At 59.9% G+C, this 14,768-nt stretch carries 14 protein-coding genes; 9 read left to right on the top strand and 5 right to left on the bottom strand.

What is annotated here, in order from left to right; all coding sequences use genetic code 11:
- Positions 1-3: 3 nt before the first annotated feature.
- Entirely contained in the window at positions 4-141 is a 138-nt protein-coding gene (locus DW189_RS14325; RefSeq protein WP_162508114.1) for a hypothetical protein, read from the top strand.
- A 282-nt stretch (positions 142-423) separates the two neighbouring features.
- Positions 424-1,158 (top strand): SDR family NAD(P)-dependent oxidoreductase, encoded by a 735-nt coding sequence (locus tag DW189_RS00525; protein WP_117506501.1) that lies wholly within the window; start codon positions 424-426, stop codon positions 1,156-1,158.
- A gap of 440 nt (positions 1,159-1,598) precedes the next feature.
- On the opposite strand, the gene DW189_RS00520 is transcribed toward DW189_RS00525, so the two are convergent.
- The 3 genes from DW189_RS00520 to lpxK are packed head-to-tail and all read right to left on the bottom strand — an operon-like array spanning position 1,599 to position 3,927.
- A complete protein-coding gene (locus DW189_RS00520) occupies positions 1,599-2,090 on the bottom strand; it encodes a single-stranded DNA-binding protein (RefSeq protein WP_055204354.1) in 492 nt (163 codons plus the stop codon).
- Between the two features lie 3 nt (positions 2,091-2,093).
- Positions 2,094-2,900: a purine-nucleoside phosphorylase gene (locus DW189_RS00515; protein ID WP_117506500.1), complete on the bottom strand. Its 807-nt coding sequence runs from the start codon at positions 2,898-2,900 to the stop codon at positions 2,094-2,096.
- Positions 2,884-3,927 (bottom strand): tetraacyldisaccharide 4'-kinase, encoded by a 1,044-nt coding sequence (gene lpxK / locus DW189_RS00510; RefSeq protein ID WP_117506848.1) that lies wholly within the window; start codon positions 3,925-3,927, stop codon positions 2,884-2,886. The genes DW189_RS00515 and lpxK overlap by 17 nt, the downstream gene beginning before the upstream one ends.
- 146 nt (positions 3,928-4,073) lie before the next feature.
- On the opposite strand from lpxK, the gene DW189_RS00505 reads away from it, so the two are divergent.
- The 6 genes from DW189_RS00505 to DW189_RS00480 all read left to right on the top strand — a co-directional run bounded on the left by DW189_RS00505 (position 4,074) and on the right by DW189_RS00480 (position 9,282).
- Positions 4,074-5,369, top strand: a complete 1,296-nt coding sequence (locus tag DW189_RS00505; protein WP_117506499.1) for a M23 family metallopeptidase — start codon at positions 4,074-4,076, stop codon at positions 5,367-5,369.
- An 8-nt stretch (positions 5,370-5,377) separates the two neighbouring features.
- Entirely contained in the window at positions 5,378-6,034 is a 657-nt protein-coding gene (locus DW189_RS00500) for a pyridoxamine 5'-phosphate oxidase family protein (RefSeq protein ID WP_117506498.1), read from the top strand.
- Positions 6,019-6,729, top strand: coding sequence for a 2-C-methyl-D-erythritol 4-phosphate cytidylyltransferase (locus DW189_RS00495; protein ID WP_055204358.1), 711 nt, complete (start codon positions 6,019-6,021; stop codon positions 6,727-6,729). The genes DW189_RS00500 and DW189_RS00495 overlap by 16 nt, the downstream gene beginning before the upstream one ends.
- Positions 6,713-7,252, top strand: coding sequence for a PH domain-containing protein (locus DW189_RS00490; RefSeq protein WP_022333419.1), 540 nt, complete (start codon positions 6,713-6,715; stop codon positions 7,250-7,252). The genes DW189_RS00495 and DW189_RS00490 overlap by 17 nt, the downstream gene beginning before the upstream one ends.
- A 139-nt stretch (positions 7,253-7,391) precedes the next feature.
- On the top strand, positions 7,392-7,556 hold the full coding sequence (gene rd / locus DW189_RS00485) for a rubredoxin (protein WP_018695235.1): 165 nt from the start codon (positions 7,392-7,394) through the stop codon (positions 7,554-7,556).
- 187 nt (positions 7,557-7,743) lie between these two features.
- Positions 7,744-9,282: a family 43 glycosylhydrolase gene (locus DW189_RS00480; protein ID WP_162851416.1), complete on the top strand. Its 1,539-nt coding sequence runs from the start codon at positions 7,744-7,746 to the stop codon at positions 9,280-9,282.
- Between the two features lie 130 nt (positions 9,283-9,412).
- Here the strand turns inward: DW189_RS00480 and DW189_RS00475 are convergent, their stop codons facing one another.
- The gene (locus DW189_RS00475; RefSeq protein ID WP_409012324.1) at positions 9,413-11,428 is read right to left on the bottom strand and encodes a dipeptidyl-peptidase 3 family protein; all 2,016 of its coding nucleotides are present in this window, start codon (positions 11,426-11,428) and stop codon (positions 9,413-9,415) included.
- 260 nt (positions 11,429-11,688) lie between these two features.
- Here DW189_RS00475 and DW189_RS00470 point away from each other — a divergent pair, with 260 nt between their 5' ends.
- Positions 11,689-13,752: a glycoside hydrolase family 127 protein gene (locus DW189_RS00470; protein ID WP_117506495.1), complete on the top strand. Its 2,064-nt coding sequence runs from the start codon at positions 11,689-11,691 to the stop codon at positions 13,750-13,752.
- 97 nt (positions 13,753-13,849) lie between these two features.
- Here DW189_RS00470 and DW189_RS00465 read toward each other — a convergent pair whose 3' ends face one another.
- Positions 13,850-14,509, bottom strand: coding sequence for a porin family protein (locus tag DW189_RS00465; protein WP_117506494.1), 660 nt, complete (start codon positions 14,507-14,509; stop codon positions 13,850-13,852).
- Positions 14,510-14,768: the final 259 nt, after the last annotated feature.

Below are 14,768 nucleotides of genomic sequence, written 5' to 3'. Positions count from 1 at the left end.
CCTGTGAAACGGATACCCCTGTTGCTCACCACCCTGCCCTGCATATCCGGCGGGCTCATCTCCTCGCGGGGTCAGGAGCCTTCCGCACAGCACCCTGCAAGCATTGAGGCGCTCAACTACATGATCGGCCGGGGCTGGTAATTCGTACAGGCCTACGTTTCGGTGAATGAGCACCAAACCACGCATTTCCTGCTGCGACGTGCCTCCTCGTGCCTGTCTGACACGGAAAAACGGCTGTTGCTTGCTGAACCCCGCACGCATAAGGAGGCGCCCGAAAAGAGAAAAAAGGGAAAACGACAGGAAAAGAGCCGAATCACGGTTCTTTTTTACTTTCCTCATTCCCGGATGCGCAACGGAGAGTTATTTGCATTTCCCGAATAAAGCCTTTATCTTTAAAAGGTGAATCATCTAAAACCGACCGGTATGAAACGTATCGTCATCGTAGGCGCCACATCGGGCATAGGGCTCGAAGTGGCGAAATTGTGCATCCGCGAAGGATGGCGCGTAGGCGCAGCAGGAAGGCGTGAAGAGGCGCTCGAGGCACTCCGCGCCACAGCCCCCGAACAGGTTGAGACCGAACCGCTGGACATCACGCGCGACGACGCACCCGGACAGCTCGCCCGCCTGATCGACAAGCTGGGCGGCATGGACATCTACCTGCATTGCTCGGGCATCGGCAAGCGGAACACCGGCCTGCTGCCGGAGATCGAACTCGACACCCTGCGCACCAACGGCGAAGGGTTCGTGCGCATGGTTACGGCGGCTTTCGGCTATTTCCGGGCCAACGGAGGCGGGCACCTGGCCGTCATCAGTTCGATCGCAGGCACGAAGGGACTCGGCAGCGCCCCGGCCTACTCGGCTACCAAGCGCATGCAGAACACCTATATCGACGCGCTGGCGCAGCTCGCGCACATGGAGAAACTCGGCATCCGCTTTACGGACATCCGCCCGGGTTTCGTCGCCACCCCGTTGCTTGCGAGCGACGGGCACTACCCGATGCTGATGAAGACCGAAAAGGTCGCAGCACGCATCATGCGGGTATTGAAACGCCGGCGCCGCAGGGTGGTCATCGACCGCCGCTACGCGGTCATGGTATTTTTCTGGAAACTGATCCCCGAATGGCTGTGGGAGCGGCTCAACATCCGCAAAAACGAGTGACCGCAAACAGCCCCAGGCCGTGCAGACAGCAACGGGTCAAACGGCAACAGGTCGCTAATGGCAACAGGCCGTGTTAACGGCGAACGGTTGTGCAAATTACAAGTCGTGCAAACAGCCTGCCGCCCATCGCATCATTCCCGCCACCGGCCGCCGCCCGTAAAAAACTATCGCTCCGGACGCCATCGCCGCACCAGCCTGCCACATAGCCCCCGGGTCATGGCGACAAGTACGAGACAGGTTACCCGACCAAACCGGGAACCTTCCGACGCACCCGCGTGATACGGGCGGGAAGAAGCACGGTTCGACACATAATCGAATGACACGAAAAAGGTTGTCTAACAAGTCTAATTTTAACGATTTCACCCCTGTCAGAATAAACTCTGGCAGGGGTGATTTTCGATTTTCGAGACTGGTTAGACAGCCCATTCTTTCCGAAACCCTCAGAACGGCAAGTCGTCGGGATCGTCCGCCGGAACGGCCGGCGCCGCGGGTTGCTGCGCCGCAGGCTGCTGGAAACCGCCCGCAGCAGGTTGTCCTCCGTAAGCCGGGGCCTGCTGCTGCGAACCGTACCCCGAAGAGGCACTGTCCGAAGCCGGGTTGTCACTGCGCCGCCCCAGCAGGTTCATCACGTCGGCCATGATCTCGGTCGTATAACGTTTGTTGTTGTCCTTGTCCATCCACTCGCGGGTACGCAGGCGCCCCTCGACATAGATCTGCGTCCCCTTACGGACATATCTGTCGACCACGTCGGCAAGGCCGCGCCACAGCGTGATGGTGTGCCACTCGGTATGCTCCTTGGCCTCGTTGGCCTGACGGTCGAACAAGCGCTCGGTCGTCGCCAGGCGGATGCGGGCGACCTTCACGCCGCTCTCGGTGGTGCGGACTTCGGGGTCTATACCCACGTTGCCCACCAGAATCACTTTGTTTACCATATCTTACAGCTGTTTTATCATACGTTTGAAGAGTACCTCCATCTTGATGCCGGCCTTCTTGCCCTGCCGCTGCACATCCTCGTGGTCACCCACCTCGTCCGAAAGGCCGCAGTTAGTGATGACCGAGACACCGAAGACCGGGATCGACATGTGGCGCGCCACGATCACCTCGGGCACGGTCGACATGCCGGCCGCATCGCCGCCGATGTTCTTGAAATAACGGTACTCGGCCTGCGTTTCGAACGTCGGGCCCGTGCCGCCGACATAAACGCCGTACTGGAGTTTGATGTTCTCCTCCTCGGCGATGGCCGTGGCCTTGGCGATCAGCGCCTTGTCGTAACAGTTGTGCATATCCGGGAAACGGGGGCCCAGCTCGGCGATGTTACGGCCGATCAGCGGGTTGGGCATCAGGTTGATATGGTCGGTGATGACCATCAGGTCGCCCACGCGGAACGAGGTATTGATCCCGCCCGAAGCGTTCGACACGAAGAGGTATTTGATGCCCAGCAGCTGCATGACGCGCACCGGGAAAGTCACCTGCTGCATCGTGTAGCCCTCGTAGTAGTGGAAGCGCCCCTGCATGGCCACGACCTTGCGGCCCTCGACCGTGCCGAAGATCATACGCCCCTTGTGCCCCTCGACGGTCGAAACGGGGAAACCCGGGATATCTTTGTATTCGATGGCGAATGCAGTGTCGATCTTATCGGCGAAACCGCCCAGGCCCGTGCCGAGGATGATGCCCACCTCCGGGGCGAAAGAACTCGTGGCGGCGTCGATAAAAGCCGCTGTTTTTTTAATTTCCTCTAACATCTTCTTCCAGTTTTTGCAGAAAATCCGTCGCCGAATCCTCTATGAATGAAATATTTATCGGTAAATAGTATATCCTGCGCTGTATCTCTTGGGGGATCTTCGCGCGGTTGGTCAGTTTTACGGCATCCTTTTCCGTGGTCACGATGACCGCCCCGGGGAACCTGTCCAGCAATTCGCGCAGGCGGTTCAGGTCGCGTACCTTGTAGACGTGATGGTCGTCGAGCGTCATCTCGGCCACCACCTCGTAGCTTTCCCGCAACGCCGCGAGGAACGGCTTGGGACTCCCGATGCCCGAAAGCGCGATCACCCGCTGTCCCTGCACGAGCGGTTCGCCGGGCGCGGCATCCGGGAAGAGCGGCTGCGGCATGAAACTCTCGAAACGGGTGAAATAGACCCGCTGGTAGGCGACCTGTATGAGCACCTTGCGCAGGATACGCCGGTCGATGGGCGCCATCTTCTCGGGGCACTTCGTCACGACGAAATAGTGGGCGCGGTGCAGTTCTTCGGGCAGGTCGCGCAGAGTTCCGAGCGGCAGCATCCTGTCGTGCTGCACGGGGCGCGTGGCGTCGATCATCACGATATTCACCTTCGGCTCTACATAGCGGTGCTGGAACCCGTCGTCCATGACGACGAGGTCGACGTCGGGGTGCTCGGCACAAATGCGGCGGATCCCGTCGGCGCGCTTCTCGCACACGGCCACCACCGTATCGGGGAATTTGAGTTTGATCTGCAACGGCTCATCGCCCACATCCCGGTAACGGGAGTTGGCCTTCACTTCCAGATACCCCTTGGTACGGCGGCCGTACCCGCGCGACAGCAGGGCGACGCGATGCATCTGCGACATATAGGCGATCACCATCTCGGCCATCGGGGTTTTGCCCGTACCGCCGACGGTGATGTTGCCGATACAGATGACCGGGATGTCGAACTTCTCGCTTTTGAGGATACCCCAGTCGAAGAGACGGTGACGGAAAGTCACCCCCGCCTTATAGAGGAGAGCCGCAGGAGCAAGCAAGCATTTCAACATTTCGGGTCGGTTTATCCATACAATTTTTCAAAGGTAGCAATAAATCTCCGGAACACAAAACAAAAAAAGCAAATCCCGGGCCTGAATGACAAAGGAATAATAAAATTGGGGATTCCTGCGTTTTTTTCATATCTTTGCTTGCGTCTATGAGAAGTTTTAAATTACCGATATGCGCCCTGCTGCTCGTAGCCGCCGGGGCATGCAACAGAACCACACAACAAGCCGCGGCCGAAAAGGAAGAAGCCGCGCCGCAGAATATCGTTTACGGCATCAATGCCGACGACTACCGCACCGAAACGGGCGAGGTGGGCAGCGGTGAAACGCTGGGGAAAATCCTGAACGGGTACGGCGTTTCAGCCCTTACGGTCGACAGGCTCGACAAAGCCTCGAAAGAGATTTTCCCGCTGCGCAACATCCGCGCCGGGCATAAATACACCGTCTTCATCCACGAGGATTCGCTCTATGCCCCCCACCTGGACTACCTGGTCTACGAACGCAACATGTCTCAATACGTGGTGTTCGGGTTCCATGAGGATTCGGTCAGCGTCCAGACAGGCGAAAAGGAGTTCTCGGTGCGCCGCACCAAGAAGAGCGCCACGATCAATTCGTCGCTGTGGGGTGCGATCATGGAGGAGCACCTGCCCTATGCGCTGGCCGCGGAAATGGAGGACATTTACCAGTGGACGGTCGATTTCTTCGGCATCCAGAAGGGTGACAATTTCACGGTGATCTATGACGAGCGCTTCATCGACGACAGCATTTCGGCCGGCATCGGCCGCATCTGGGGCGCCAAATTCTGCCAGGGCGGCAAGGAGTACTACGCCATCCCCTTCCGGCAGGGCGGCAAAATCCAGTATTGGGAATACGACGGCGGCAGCCTGCGCAAGCAGATGCTCAAGGCGCCGCTGAAATACACACGCATCAGCTCGAAGTTCACCTATGCGCGCAAGCATCCGATCTACAAGGTATACCGGCCGCATACGGGCGTCGATTACGCGGCGCCGAAAGGCACGCCCGTACATGCCGTAGCCGACGGTGTAGTGACCTTCAAGGGCTGGGGCGGCGGCGGTGGCAACACGCTCAAAATCAAACATGCCGGCAACCTGATGACGGGTTACCTGCACCTGAGCGGCTATGCCAAGGGCATCTCGAAGGGCTCGCGCGTTTCGCAGGGGCAGCTGATCGGCTACGTCGGTTCGACGGGCGCCTCGACCGGTCCCCACCTCGACTACCGCATCTGGAAAAACGGCACGCCGATCAATCCGCTGAAAATCCCCCAGGAACCGGCCGAACCGATCTCGAACGAGAACCGCGCGACGTTCGAATTCGTGCGCGACCGTATCGTGGCCGAACTGAACGGCGAGGTGAAGGAGGGGGAGCGCATCACGCAGCTCGATTCGCTCGTCATCCCGCAGCCGGCAGCACCGGAGGCAGCGAAATAACGGGGAAAATGACCGCAACGACAGACAAGGGACATCTGCCGGCCGACATGCCGGAAGACCGGGATCAGGAACCGTTCGATAAAAGGCCTGGCGGCAGGACGAGGACGGAAGCCATCCGGGAAACGGACAGTACACCCGGCAAAGCCGGGGAACAAACGGGAACACCCCGGCAAAAGACCGGGGCGCCGGGGCAAACCGGAAATCCGGGGGATGCAGCGGAAAACACCGGGACGCAGGAAGCCGGGCATAAAGCCGGCGTCGATACGCGGATCGTACGGTTTCTGAAGAAACACCATGTGCTGACGCTGGCGACGAGCAGCGAGGGAGCGCCCTATTGCAGCAACGCATTTTACTGCTACGATGCAGAACGCAATTTGCTGATCTTCACGTCGGACATGACTACGCGCCATGCACAGCAGATGGCCAGCAACCCGTGTGTCGCAGCCTCGGTAGTCCTCGAAACGAAGGTCGTGGGACGCGTCCAGGGGCTGCAATTGTGCGGTAAAGCCGAAAGGGCCGACGAGGCGGCGCGGCGGGCATACCTCAGGCGGTTTCCCTATGCCGTACTGGCAGAACTGACCCTGTGGGCGATCGCGCCCGACTTTATGAAATTCACCGACAACACGCTCGGATTCGGAAAAAAACTGATATGGAACAACAGATAGGAGTCATCATCGTAGCAGGCGGGGGCGGAACCCGCATGGGAGGTTCGCGCCCCAAGCAATTCACGATGCTGGGCGGCCTGCCCGTCCTGGCACATACGATCAACAATTTCGCCGGGGCGCTGCCCGGGGCGGAGATCGTCGTGGTACTGCCCGCGGCGCACGCCGATTTCTGGAAGGACTTCGCAGCACGCTTCGACATCGCGGCACACACGGTTACGACGGGAGGCGACGAACGGTTCCATTCGGTGAAAAACGGGCTGAAAGCCCTGAAGCGCGATCCGGAATTGATCGCCGTACAGGACGGCGTACGACCGCTGGCCTCACACGGCATGATCCGCCGTGCGGTGGCCGCTGCCGCCGAACACGGCACTGCGATCCCGGTCGTCGAAGCCGTGGATTCGTACCGCGAAACGGACGGCACGGCTTCGCGCATCGCCGACCGCCGCCGCCTGCGCATCGTACAGACCCCGCAGGTATTCCGCGCCGACCTACTGCGCCGCGCCTACGAGGCAGAGTACCGCCCAGAATTTACGGACGACGCATCGGTCGTGGAACAGGCCGGCGAGGCCGTATTCCTGTGCGAAGGCGAGCGTACGAACCTGAAGATCACGACCCCCGAAGATATGGTCATCGCCGAAGCACTGCTGGCCGGGCGCGAAAAGACGGAGGAAAGCGCGGATGGAGAAAACCTATAAATACCGTTTCAGCCGCCGGGCGATCTACTGGACGCTGGTCTATCTGGTGGTCTTCGTACTGCTGGGCTGGTTGTTGTACCACCTCTACGAAGGGGGCTACCTCTCGGCCTGGTTCACCTCGTTCATCGTGGCGCTCATCGCCCTGATGTCGCTGTCGATCCCCCGCAGGATCGTGGTCACCGACGAAAAGGTCGAGGTGCGCTGCCTGCTGGACATCACCGAAATCCGCCGCGACGAGATCGCCTCGGTTCGCCGGGTCGACCCTCGGCGGATGAAATGGTTCTTTCCGGTATTCGGGGGCTGCGGGTTCTTCGGTTATTACGGACATTTCCTCGACCTCAGGCGGTTCGAACGCGTAAAACTCTACGCCTCGGAGTGGAAAAACTTCGTGGAGATCACCGACATCTACGAAGACCGCCTGTACGTCTCGTGTTCGGATGCCGACCGCCTCGTGGAGGAGCTTATGCCCCCCGGAGGCAACCGCCCGGCGGAAGACGACGAAGAGGAAGAGCAGGCGCAATAGTATCGGGATCCGGCCAAAAAGTCGACAGAAGACGCCCGGGGATTGCGTATTTCCGGAAAATGATCTTATATTTGCAACCGAGGCCGGAACGGCCCGTAAAAACGAAAAATAACAAACAACGCATTAAAAACCAGAAGAAATGAAAAAGTACCGTTGCACCGTTTGTGAGTGGGTATACGACCCCGCAGTGGGCGATCCCGACGGAGGCATCGCCCCCGGAACGCAGTTCGAAGAGATTCCCGAAGACTGGGTTTGCCCCGTCTGCGGCGTCGGCAAAGACATGTTCGAAGAGGTTGCGGAATAATCCCGTCCCTCCCCGAAGAAACGGCAAGGCGCACCCCGCAGGGTGCGCCTTGCCGTTTGTAACCGCAGGAGCCCGGACGCAGGCCGTCTCATCCGAATAAGGGCAAACATATGTAATTCCGATGTATTTCCCACCCGAAATTTTGTGTATATTTGTCGGCAGAACTGCCCCTCACACCTAAAATTTCATGCAGATGAAACATCTATTGCTTTTAGCCTCGCTCCTGACCTGCATGGGCGCCGGCGCCCAGCAGGCGACCTTCCGCAACCCGGTCATTGCGGGCGACATGGCCGACCCGACGGTCATCCGGGTAGACAACACCTATTATGCGACGGGCACCTCGTCGGAATGGGCCCCCTACTACCCGCTGTTCCGCTCCAAAGACCTGGTCAACTGGCGGCAGATCGGGCACCTGTTCGAGCAGCAGCCCGCATGGACGAGATCCTCGTTCTGGGCCCCGGAACTTTTCCACCGCAACGGCAAAACATACGCTTATTATACGGCACGCCGGAAAACCGACGGGACGTCGTATATCGGCGTCGCCACGGCCGACAAACCCGAAGGCCCCTATACCGACCACGGCCCAATCGTCGAGTACGGCACCGAGGCGATCGACGCATTCGTGCTGGAAGACGCCGGCGAGCTGTATATCTCGTGGAAAGCCTACGGACTCGACCCAAGACCGATCGAACTCCTGGCCTGCAAAATCTCGGACGACGGGCTGCGCATGGCGGGGGAACCCTTCACGCTGCTGCGCGACGACAAACGGCAGGGCATGGAAGGGCAGCACTGGCTGAAAATCGGCGATTACTATTACATCGTCTACTCCATAAACGGCTGCTGCGGCCCTGGGAGCGACTACGCCGTGGCGGTCGCCCGCTCGAAAAACCTGCGGGGCCCCTACGAGCGTTACGCCGGGAACCCGATCCTGCACGGCGGCGGCGATGTCCAGTCCATCGGGCACGGCACCATCACGACGACGCCCGACGGGAGGATGTTCTACCTCTGCCACGCCTATCTGGCCGGTGAGAATTTCTTTCTGGGACGCCAGCCGATGTTGCAGCAGATCGTCCTGGGCGATGACCTGTGGCTTCATTTCCGGGGCGGGGAAACAGCATCCCTGACGCAGCCGATGCCTTTTGCCGGCATGGCACAGCAGCCCGTATTCGATTTCGCAGATGACTTCACGGCCGACCGGCTCCGACCCGAATGGACGTGGAACTATCCTTACGCGACGCCCGAGATCGAGCTTGCCGACGGGCGCCTCTACCTGGGCGGCCGGCCCAAAGAGGGCGTAAAAACCGGCACGGCGCTCTGCCTGAGGGCCGTAAGTCCCGACTATACGCTCGAAACGGCACTCTCCGACCGCAACGCAGGATGGAGCGGGCTCACCGTTTACGGGGATGCAGCGAACCTCCTCGTATGGGGATTGCAGGGCGACGAGGTATTGTTGAAGCTCTACAAGGACGGCAGGGAAACGCTGCTAGGCAGCTCCGGGCAGATCGGGTCGCATCTGCCGGTCTACCTGCGCATCGAAGTACGGGGGAATGCCCCCGCGGCATTCGGGTACAGCACCGACGGACACGCCTGGAAACAAGTGGAGAACCTGCCCGTAGGTGCCGAAGACCTGCTACAATGGGATCGCGTAGCACGCCCGGGATTGTATTACCAGGGGCCGGAAGGCCAGGCGGCCGAATTCGAATACATGCGGATGACCAACCGCTGAGAGAAATTGCAGCCCCCTTCCGCAAGGCAAGCCCTCTGCGGAAGCACGGCAGAATCCCGGCTGGAACTTTCCGATAAAAAGAGCCGCCCCGAATTGTTCGGGGCGGCTTTCTCTTCCGGGACTGCGCCCGTCAATTGATATTGGGCAGGAAAGAATAATTCTTCGAATAGCCGAGCATCTGCTCGACGTAGTTCGCCGGATAGGAAATTTTCACATCGACCACCCTGCCGTCCTTTTCGACAAGTTCGAACTCGGGGTTCACGAAGCCGCCGTAAGGTTCGATGCCGAGTGCATAGTAACGGTCGCGCACCTCCCGGTGCAGCTGGGGATCGACCTGGACGGCATACCGCTCGACAAGCGCCTTGCCGGCCTCGTAGTCGCCTTCGGACTTGATGCGCTGCACCTCGCGGAGCATGTCGCCGAACAGTCGGCGCAGTTTTTCGTAATCGTTGACCACGACATAGGTTTTGCCGTTTTCCCGGATCATTTCGATCACGTTGTCGGCCTTGCCGCGCTCATAGCACCACTCGCAGATCAGCTTGCGGTTGCGCATGTGCGACTCCTCGACGTTCTTGCCCGGCTCGATACGCGCCAGCTGGGTCATCATGCCGTTCAGGATATATTTCGCATAGCCGGCCTTCGCCACGTCGAACGAGGGCACCAGCCCCAGTTCCACCATCTTCGGGTCACCCAGGTAGTAGAGGCCGAAGAGGTCGGCACGGGTCTCTTCGAGCGTTGAGCTGTAACTCTTCAGCTCGTTGCCCTTCACACCCGGTGCCAGCTGTCCCGAACCGTGCCCCAGACACTCGTGCAGGTCGGTATGCAGGTCGTCGGCCAGTTTGCCGTACTTGTCCATCACCTCACGATCCCCGGCACGCAGCACGAACTCCTCGTTGAAGCCGTTGCCGTGGGCGGCCATGTCGTAGGCATAGGTGATGTTGTCGATCGTGACCGACTTCGAACCGTATTCCTTGCGGATCCAGTCGGCATTGGGCAGGTTGATGCCGATGGGCGTGGCGGGATAGCAGTCGCCGCCCAGCATCGCCACCGTGATGACCTTGGCCGAAACGCCCTTCACCTTCTCCTTGCGGTAGGCGGGAGCAACGGGCGAATGGTCTTCGAACCACTGCGCGTTATCCGAAATCACCTCCGTACGGTGGCAGGCCTCCTTGTCCATGAAATTCACGATGCCCTCCCACGAAGCCTTGCGGCCGAGCGGATCGCCGTAATCCTCGATAAAGCCATTCACGAAGTCGACGTTCGACACGGTGTCCTTCACCCAGCCGATATTATAGCGGTCGAACTCGCGCAGGTCGCCGGTCTTGTAATATTCGATCAGCGCAGCAATATTGCTTTTCTGCGGTTCGGCGGCTACGGCCTGCGCTTTTTCGAGCCAGTAGACGATCTTCTCGATGGCGGGCGAATACATGCCGCCGACCTTCCATACGCGCTCCTTTAGGACGCCGTTCTCCTTCACCAGCTTGGAGTTCAGGCCGTAGGAGATCGGTTCCGGGTCGTTGTGATCGACCATGTCGGCGTAGAATTTCTCGACCTCGGCCTGCGTCACGCCCTCGTAGTAGTTGTTCGACGAGGTGGCGATCAGGTCTTCGCCCGCCGTCTGGTTCAGGCGCGTTTTATAGAGCGCCGGATCGAAGATAGCCTTGCAGACCTCGCCGCGCAGCGGGTTCATGTCGCCGAACTTCTCCTCGGGGATCGTCTCTATCACGTCGAGCAAGTAACCTTCGGTGAACCCGGGGACGAACTTGTCGTTCGAATAGTGGTGATGAATGCCGTTGGCGAACCACACCTTTTTCAGGTATTTCTCCAAGGCCTTCCATTCGGCCGCCGAGCGATCGCCCCGGTAGTTCTCGTAAACCGTTTCGAGCGTACGGCGCACGGCGAGGTTGTATTTGAAATTCTGGTCGAAAAGGATGTCCCGGCCGCACTTGGCAGCCTCGGCGAGGTAATAGACCAGTTCCTTCTCCGCAAGCGGAAGTTGCTCGAAACCGGGGACTTCGTAACGGATGACCTTGATGTCGTCGAAACGGTCGACGATCCACGGGGCTTCGCTCTTCGATGCCCCGCAGCACGAAGTCAGTGCAACAGCGGTAACAGTCATAGATGTCAGTGTAACTAAATTTTTCATGTCGTTCGGGTTTGAATTTCCCCGAAATATACGGTTTTTTTGCGAAAAAGCCGCATACGGACGAATATACGCATGGACACATATACAATATGTGCCGGCAAACGCACCTCCCCGCCACACCCGGCGGCGCCCGTTGTGCGGACATTAGCCTTCAAAAAAACATACCAGTTCGTACCAGTATGACGGATTTTTTATTTATATTTGCCACAAGGCAGGCACTATGCCGGATAAATTCGGAAAAACAACATAAACCCACATCGATGAAACCTATCAAAACCGCACTTCTGGCCTTGCCGCTTCTGGCCGCAGGGTGCAACCGGGACTCCGGGACTGCAAAAATCCGGCCGCTGGAGGCCGGAAGCGTCCGGGTCGAAGACGCCTTCTGGAGCCCCCGCTATGAAAAATGGGAACACGTCACCGTCGGCGACATGCTCGACAAGTTCGAAGGGAACGACCCGGCGCATTTCGCGTGCGGCGTCGACGCCTTCGAAAATTTCGACCTCGTAGCCTCGGGCGCCCGCGATATCGGCCGCCACGCGGGGCCGCCGTGGTACGACGGGCTGGTGTACGAGACGATCCGGGGGATCTCCGACCTGCTGGCACAACGTCCCGACCCGGCGCTCAAAGCCCGTGTAGACGGTTACATCGCCCGCATCGAAGCGGCACAAAAGAGCGATCCGGACGGGTTCGTCGGCACCAACACCCAGCTAACGGAGGACAACCACCGCTGGGGCGCGAACGGCGGGTTTCTGCGCATGCAGCACGACGTCTACAACGCCGGCATGCTCATCGAAGCCGGGGTACACTATTACCAAGCCACGGGGGACGACAGGCTGCTGAAAGTCGCCACGCGCCTGGCGGACTACATGGTGCGGACGATGGGGCCCGCACCGAAAAAGAACATCGTCCCGGCGCACTCGGGCCCCGAGGAGGCCCTGGTAAAACTCTACAAGCTCTACCGTGACCGCCCCGGCCTGCGCGCGCAAACCGGGGCGCAGTCCGCAGCCGGCGACTATCTCCGGCTGGCCGAGTTCTGGATCGGCAACCGCGGCGTGCACTGCGGCTATCCGCTGTGGGGCACGTGGGGCAACGACAGCGCGGAGCGGTGGATCCACGAGGAGCTCTACACCGCGGAATTCGGCCCCGAAGCGCGGCCCGCATGGGGCGATTACGCGCAGGATTCGATCCGCGTATTCGACCAGCCCGCCATCGTCGGGCACGCCGTGAGGGCCACCCTGCTGGCGACGGGCATCGCCGCGGCGGCCTGTGAGAACGGCAATGCGGACTACATCGCCACGGCGAAACGCTGGTGGGACGACATGGCCGGGAAAAAACTCTTCGTCACGGGCGGTGTCGGGGCAGTGCATTTCGACGAAAAGTTCGGCCACGACTACTACCTGCCCACCGACGCCTATCTGGAAACCTGCGCCGCCGTAGGCGTGGGGTTCTTCAGCCAGGCGATGAACCAGCTCACGGGCGACGCGAAATACATGGATGAATTCGAACGCGCGCTATACAACAACGTGCTGGCTGGCGTCGCCGCCTCGGGCAGGCAGTATACCTACCAGAACCCGCTCAACACCGACCGCAGCGAACGCTGGGAATGGCACCCCTGCCCCTGCTGCCCGCCGATGTTCCTCAAGATAGTCTCGGCGACCCCCGAATTCATTTACGCCCGGGACGACAGGACGGTCTATGTCAACCTGTTCATCGGCAGCGATGCCGACATCGCGCTCGGCGACACGCAGGTGCATGTCCGGCAGCAGACCCGATACCCCGTGGACGGAAAGGTCGTCCTCACGCTTACGCCCGAAAAGGCGGCACGCTTCACCGTGAAGGTACGTATCCCGGGCTGGGCCCGCGGCGAGGAAAACCCGTTCGGGTTGTACGTATCCGAAAGCCCGGCCGCGCCGGTGCTCTCGGTGAACGGCACCCCGGTCGAAATCCGCCTCGACAAAGGGTACGCCCTCCTCGACCGGATCTGGAACCCCGCAGACCGCATCGTGCTGGAACTTCCCGTCGCGCCGCGCCTCGTCCGGGCATATAAAGCCGCCCGGGAGCTGGACGGCATGGCCGCCATCGCGGCCGGGCCGCTGGTATACTGCATCGAGCAGGCGGACAACGCGGATTACGCCCGGCTGAGGCTCGACACGGCCGGCAGCATGGAACTCGGATACCGCAGCGACCTGATGGACGGCACGCCGGTCATCACGGGAACGGCCATCGACGGCAAGGGCGCGAAGAGCACCTTCACGGCCATCCCCTACTACGCCTTCGGCAACCGGGGAAACGGCGGCTACCGCGTCTGGCTGCCGACCCGCTGACAACCCGAACAGCGCGGGCACAAAAAAGCACCGGAAAGGTTCGACGCCTTCCGGTGCTTTTTATTTCCGGCCGCCATCCGGCCGCCCGTTCCCGGGATCAGAAGTTGTAACCCAGCGAAACGAAGAAGCTGCCGTTCTTGGCCTTGACCTCGTCGGCATCCTTCAGGATGTTCAGCAGGCCCAGGTCATACCCGAGGCTGACATTGTAATGCTTTTTGAACGTCACGTTGGCACCGAAGCGCAGGCCCAGGTCGGAGCGTTTGAACATCGCTTCCTCCTCGGCGCCATCCCCCAGGTCGGTGGACTTGAACAGGTCGGCCTTCTCGCCCTTGAACTTCGCCTTGCCATGGATACCGAACCCATAGAAGACACCCGCCAGGGGCTGTATCGAAACGCTCCTGACGTTGAAATGCCAGCTGACCACGACGGGCACCTGCAAATAGAGCATATTGAACTTCACCTTCCCGGACAACTCCTCGTCGAACCCGAAGCCGAAATCGGCCACATTGACCGCTCCGCCGCGCCCCGTCAGATAAAGGCCCGTTTCCAGATAAAGCGGAAGCGCCCGCAGCAGCGGCTGTTGGTAGGCAAAGCCCACATTGTACGACGCACGCGAGTCGAACGAGAAGCTGTTACTGCCCGCGCTCAGGTCGATACTGGTCACATTCAGTCCGGCGCGCACTCCCATCACGCGGCCCTGGCCGAATGCTGACATGCCGGCGGCAACGGCCAGCAAACAAAGAATAAATTTCTTCATAACTTTAAAATTGTGCCCCGGCTCCCGTGAGGCGTTTAAGTTTGGATTGCCGGAATAGGGAACCGCCGCGCCCGTTTCCATTCCGGAACGGGAAGCGGGTACCCCGCCATTGTTTCACCGGTTGTAAATATAGGCGCATTATGCGATATCCGGAAATAAAATCAATGAATTTCATCCCTTTTCACACGGAAACCGCATTTTACAGAACCGCATCCGCATCCGAGGCCGGAAAACCGGGATTTCGGAACGGCATGGTGCG

Source organism: Alistipes sp. AM16-43 (genome assembly GCF_003435745.1).
Lineage (GTDB): Bacteria > Bacteroidota > Bacteroidia > Bacteroidales > Rikenellaceae > Alistipes > Alistipes onderdonkii.
Note: the sequence above shows the minus strand (reverse complement) of the source record. Positions and strands in the feature narration are given on the sequence as shown.

Excerpts from the sequence above, each read along its gene's own strand:
- DW189_RS00525 (WP_117506501.1), top strand. The coding sequence starts at position 424 with ATGAAACGTATCGTCATCGTAGGCGCCACATCGGGCATAGGGCTCGAA.
- DW189_RS00520 (WP_055204354.1), bottom strand. The coding sequence starts at position 2,090 with ATGGTAAACAAAGTGATTCTGGTGGGCAACGTGGGTATAGACCCCGAA.
- DW189_RS00515 (WP_117506500.1), bottom strand. The coding sequence starts at position 2,900 with ATGTTAGAGGAAATTAAAAAAACAGCGGCTTTTATCGACGCCGCCACG.
- lpxK (WP_117506848.1), bottom strand. The coding sequence starts at position 3,927 with ATGTTGAAATGCTTGCTTGCTCCTGCGGCTCTCCTCTATAAGGCGGGG.
- DW189_RS00505 (WP_117506499.1), top strand. The coding sequence starts at position 4,074 with ATGAGAAGTTTTAAATTACCGATATGCGCCCTGCTGCTCGTAGCCGCC.
- DW189_RS00500 (WP_117506498.1), top strand. The coding sequence starts at position 5,378 with ATGACCGCAACGACAGACAAGGGACATCTGCCGGCCGACATGCCGGAA.
- DW189_RS00495 (WP_055204358.1), top strand. The coding sequence starts at position 6,019 with ATGGAACAACAGATAGGAGTCATCATCGTAGCAGGCGGGGGCGGAACC.
- DW189_RS00490 (WP_022333419.1), top strand. The coding sequence starts at position 6,713 with ATGGAGAAAACCTATAAATACCGTTTCAGCCGCCGGGCGATCTACTGG.
- rd (WP_018695235.1), top strand. The coding sequence starts at position 7,392 with ATGAAAAAGTACCGTTGCACCGTTTGTGAGTGGGTATACGACCCCGCA.
- DW189_RS00480 (WP_162851416.1), top strand. The coding sequence starts at position 7,744 with ATGCAGATGAAACATCTATTGCTTTTAGCCTCGCTCCTGACCTGCATG.
- DW189_RS00475 (WP_409012324.1), bottom strand. The coding sequence starts at position 11,428 with ATGAAAAATTTAGTTACACTGACATCTATGACTGTTACCGCTGTTGCA.
- DW189_RS00470 (WP_117506495.1), top strand. The coding sequence starts at position 11,689 with ATGAAACCTATCAAAACCGCACTTCTGGCCTTGCCGCTTCTGGCCGCA.
- DW189_RS00465 (WP_117506494.1), bottom strand. The coding sequence starts at position 14,509 with ATGAAGAAATTTATTCTTTGTTTGCTGGCCGTTGCCGCCGGCATGTCA.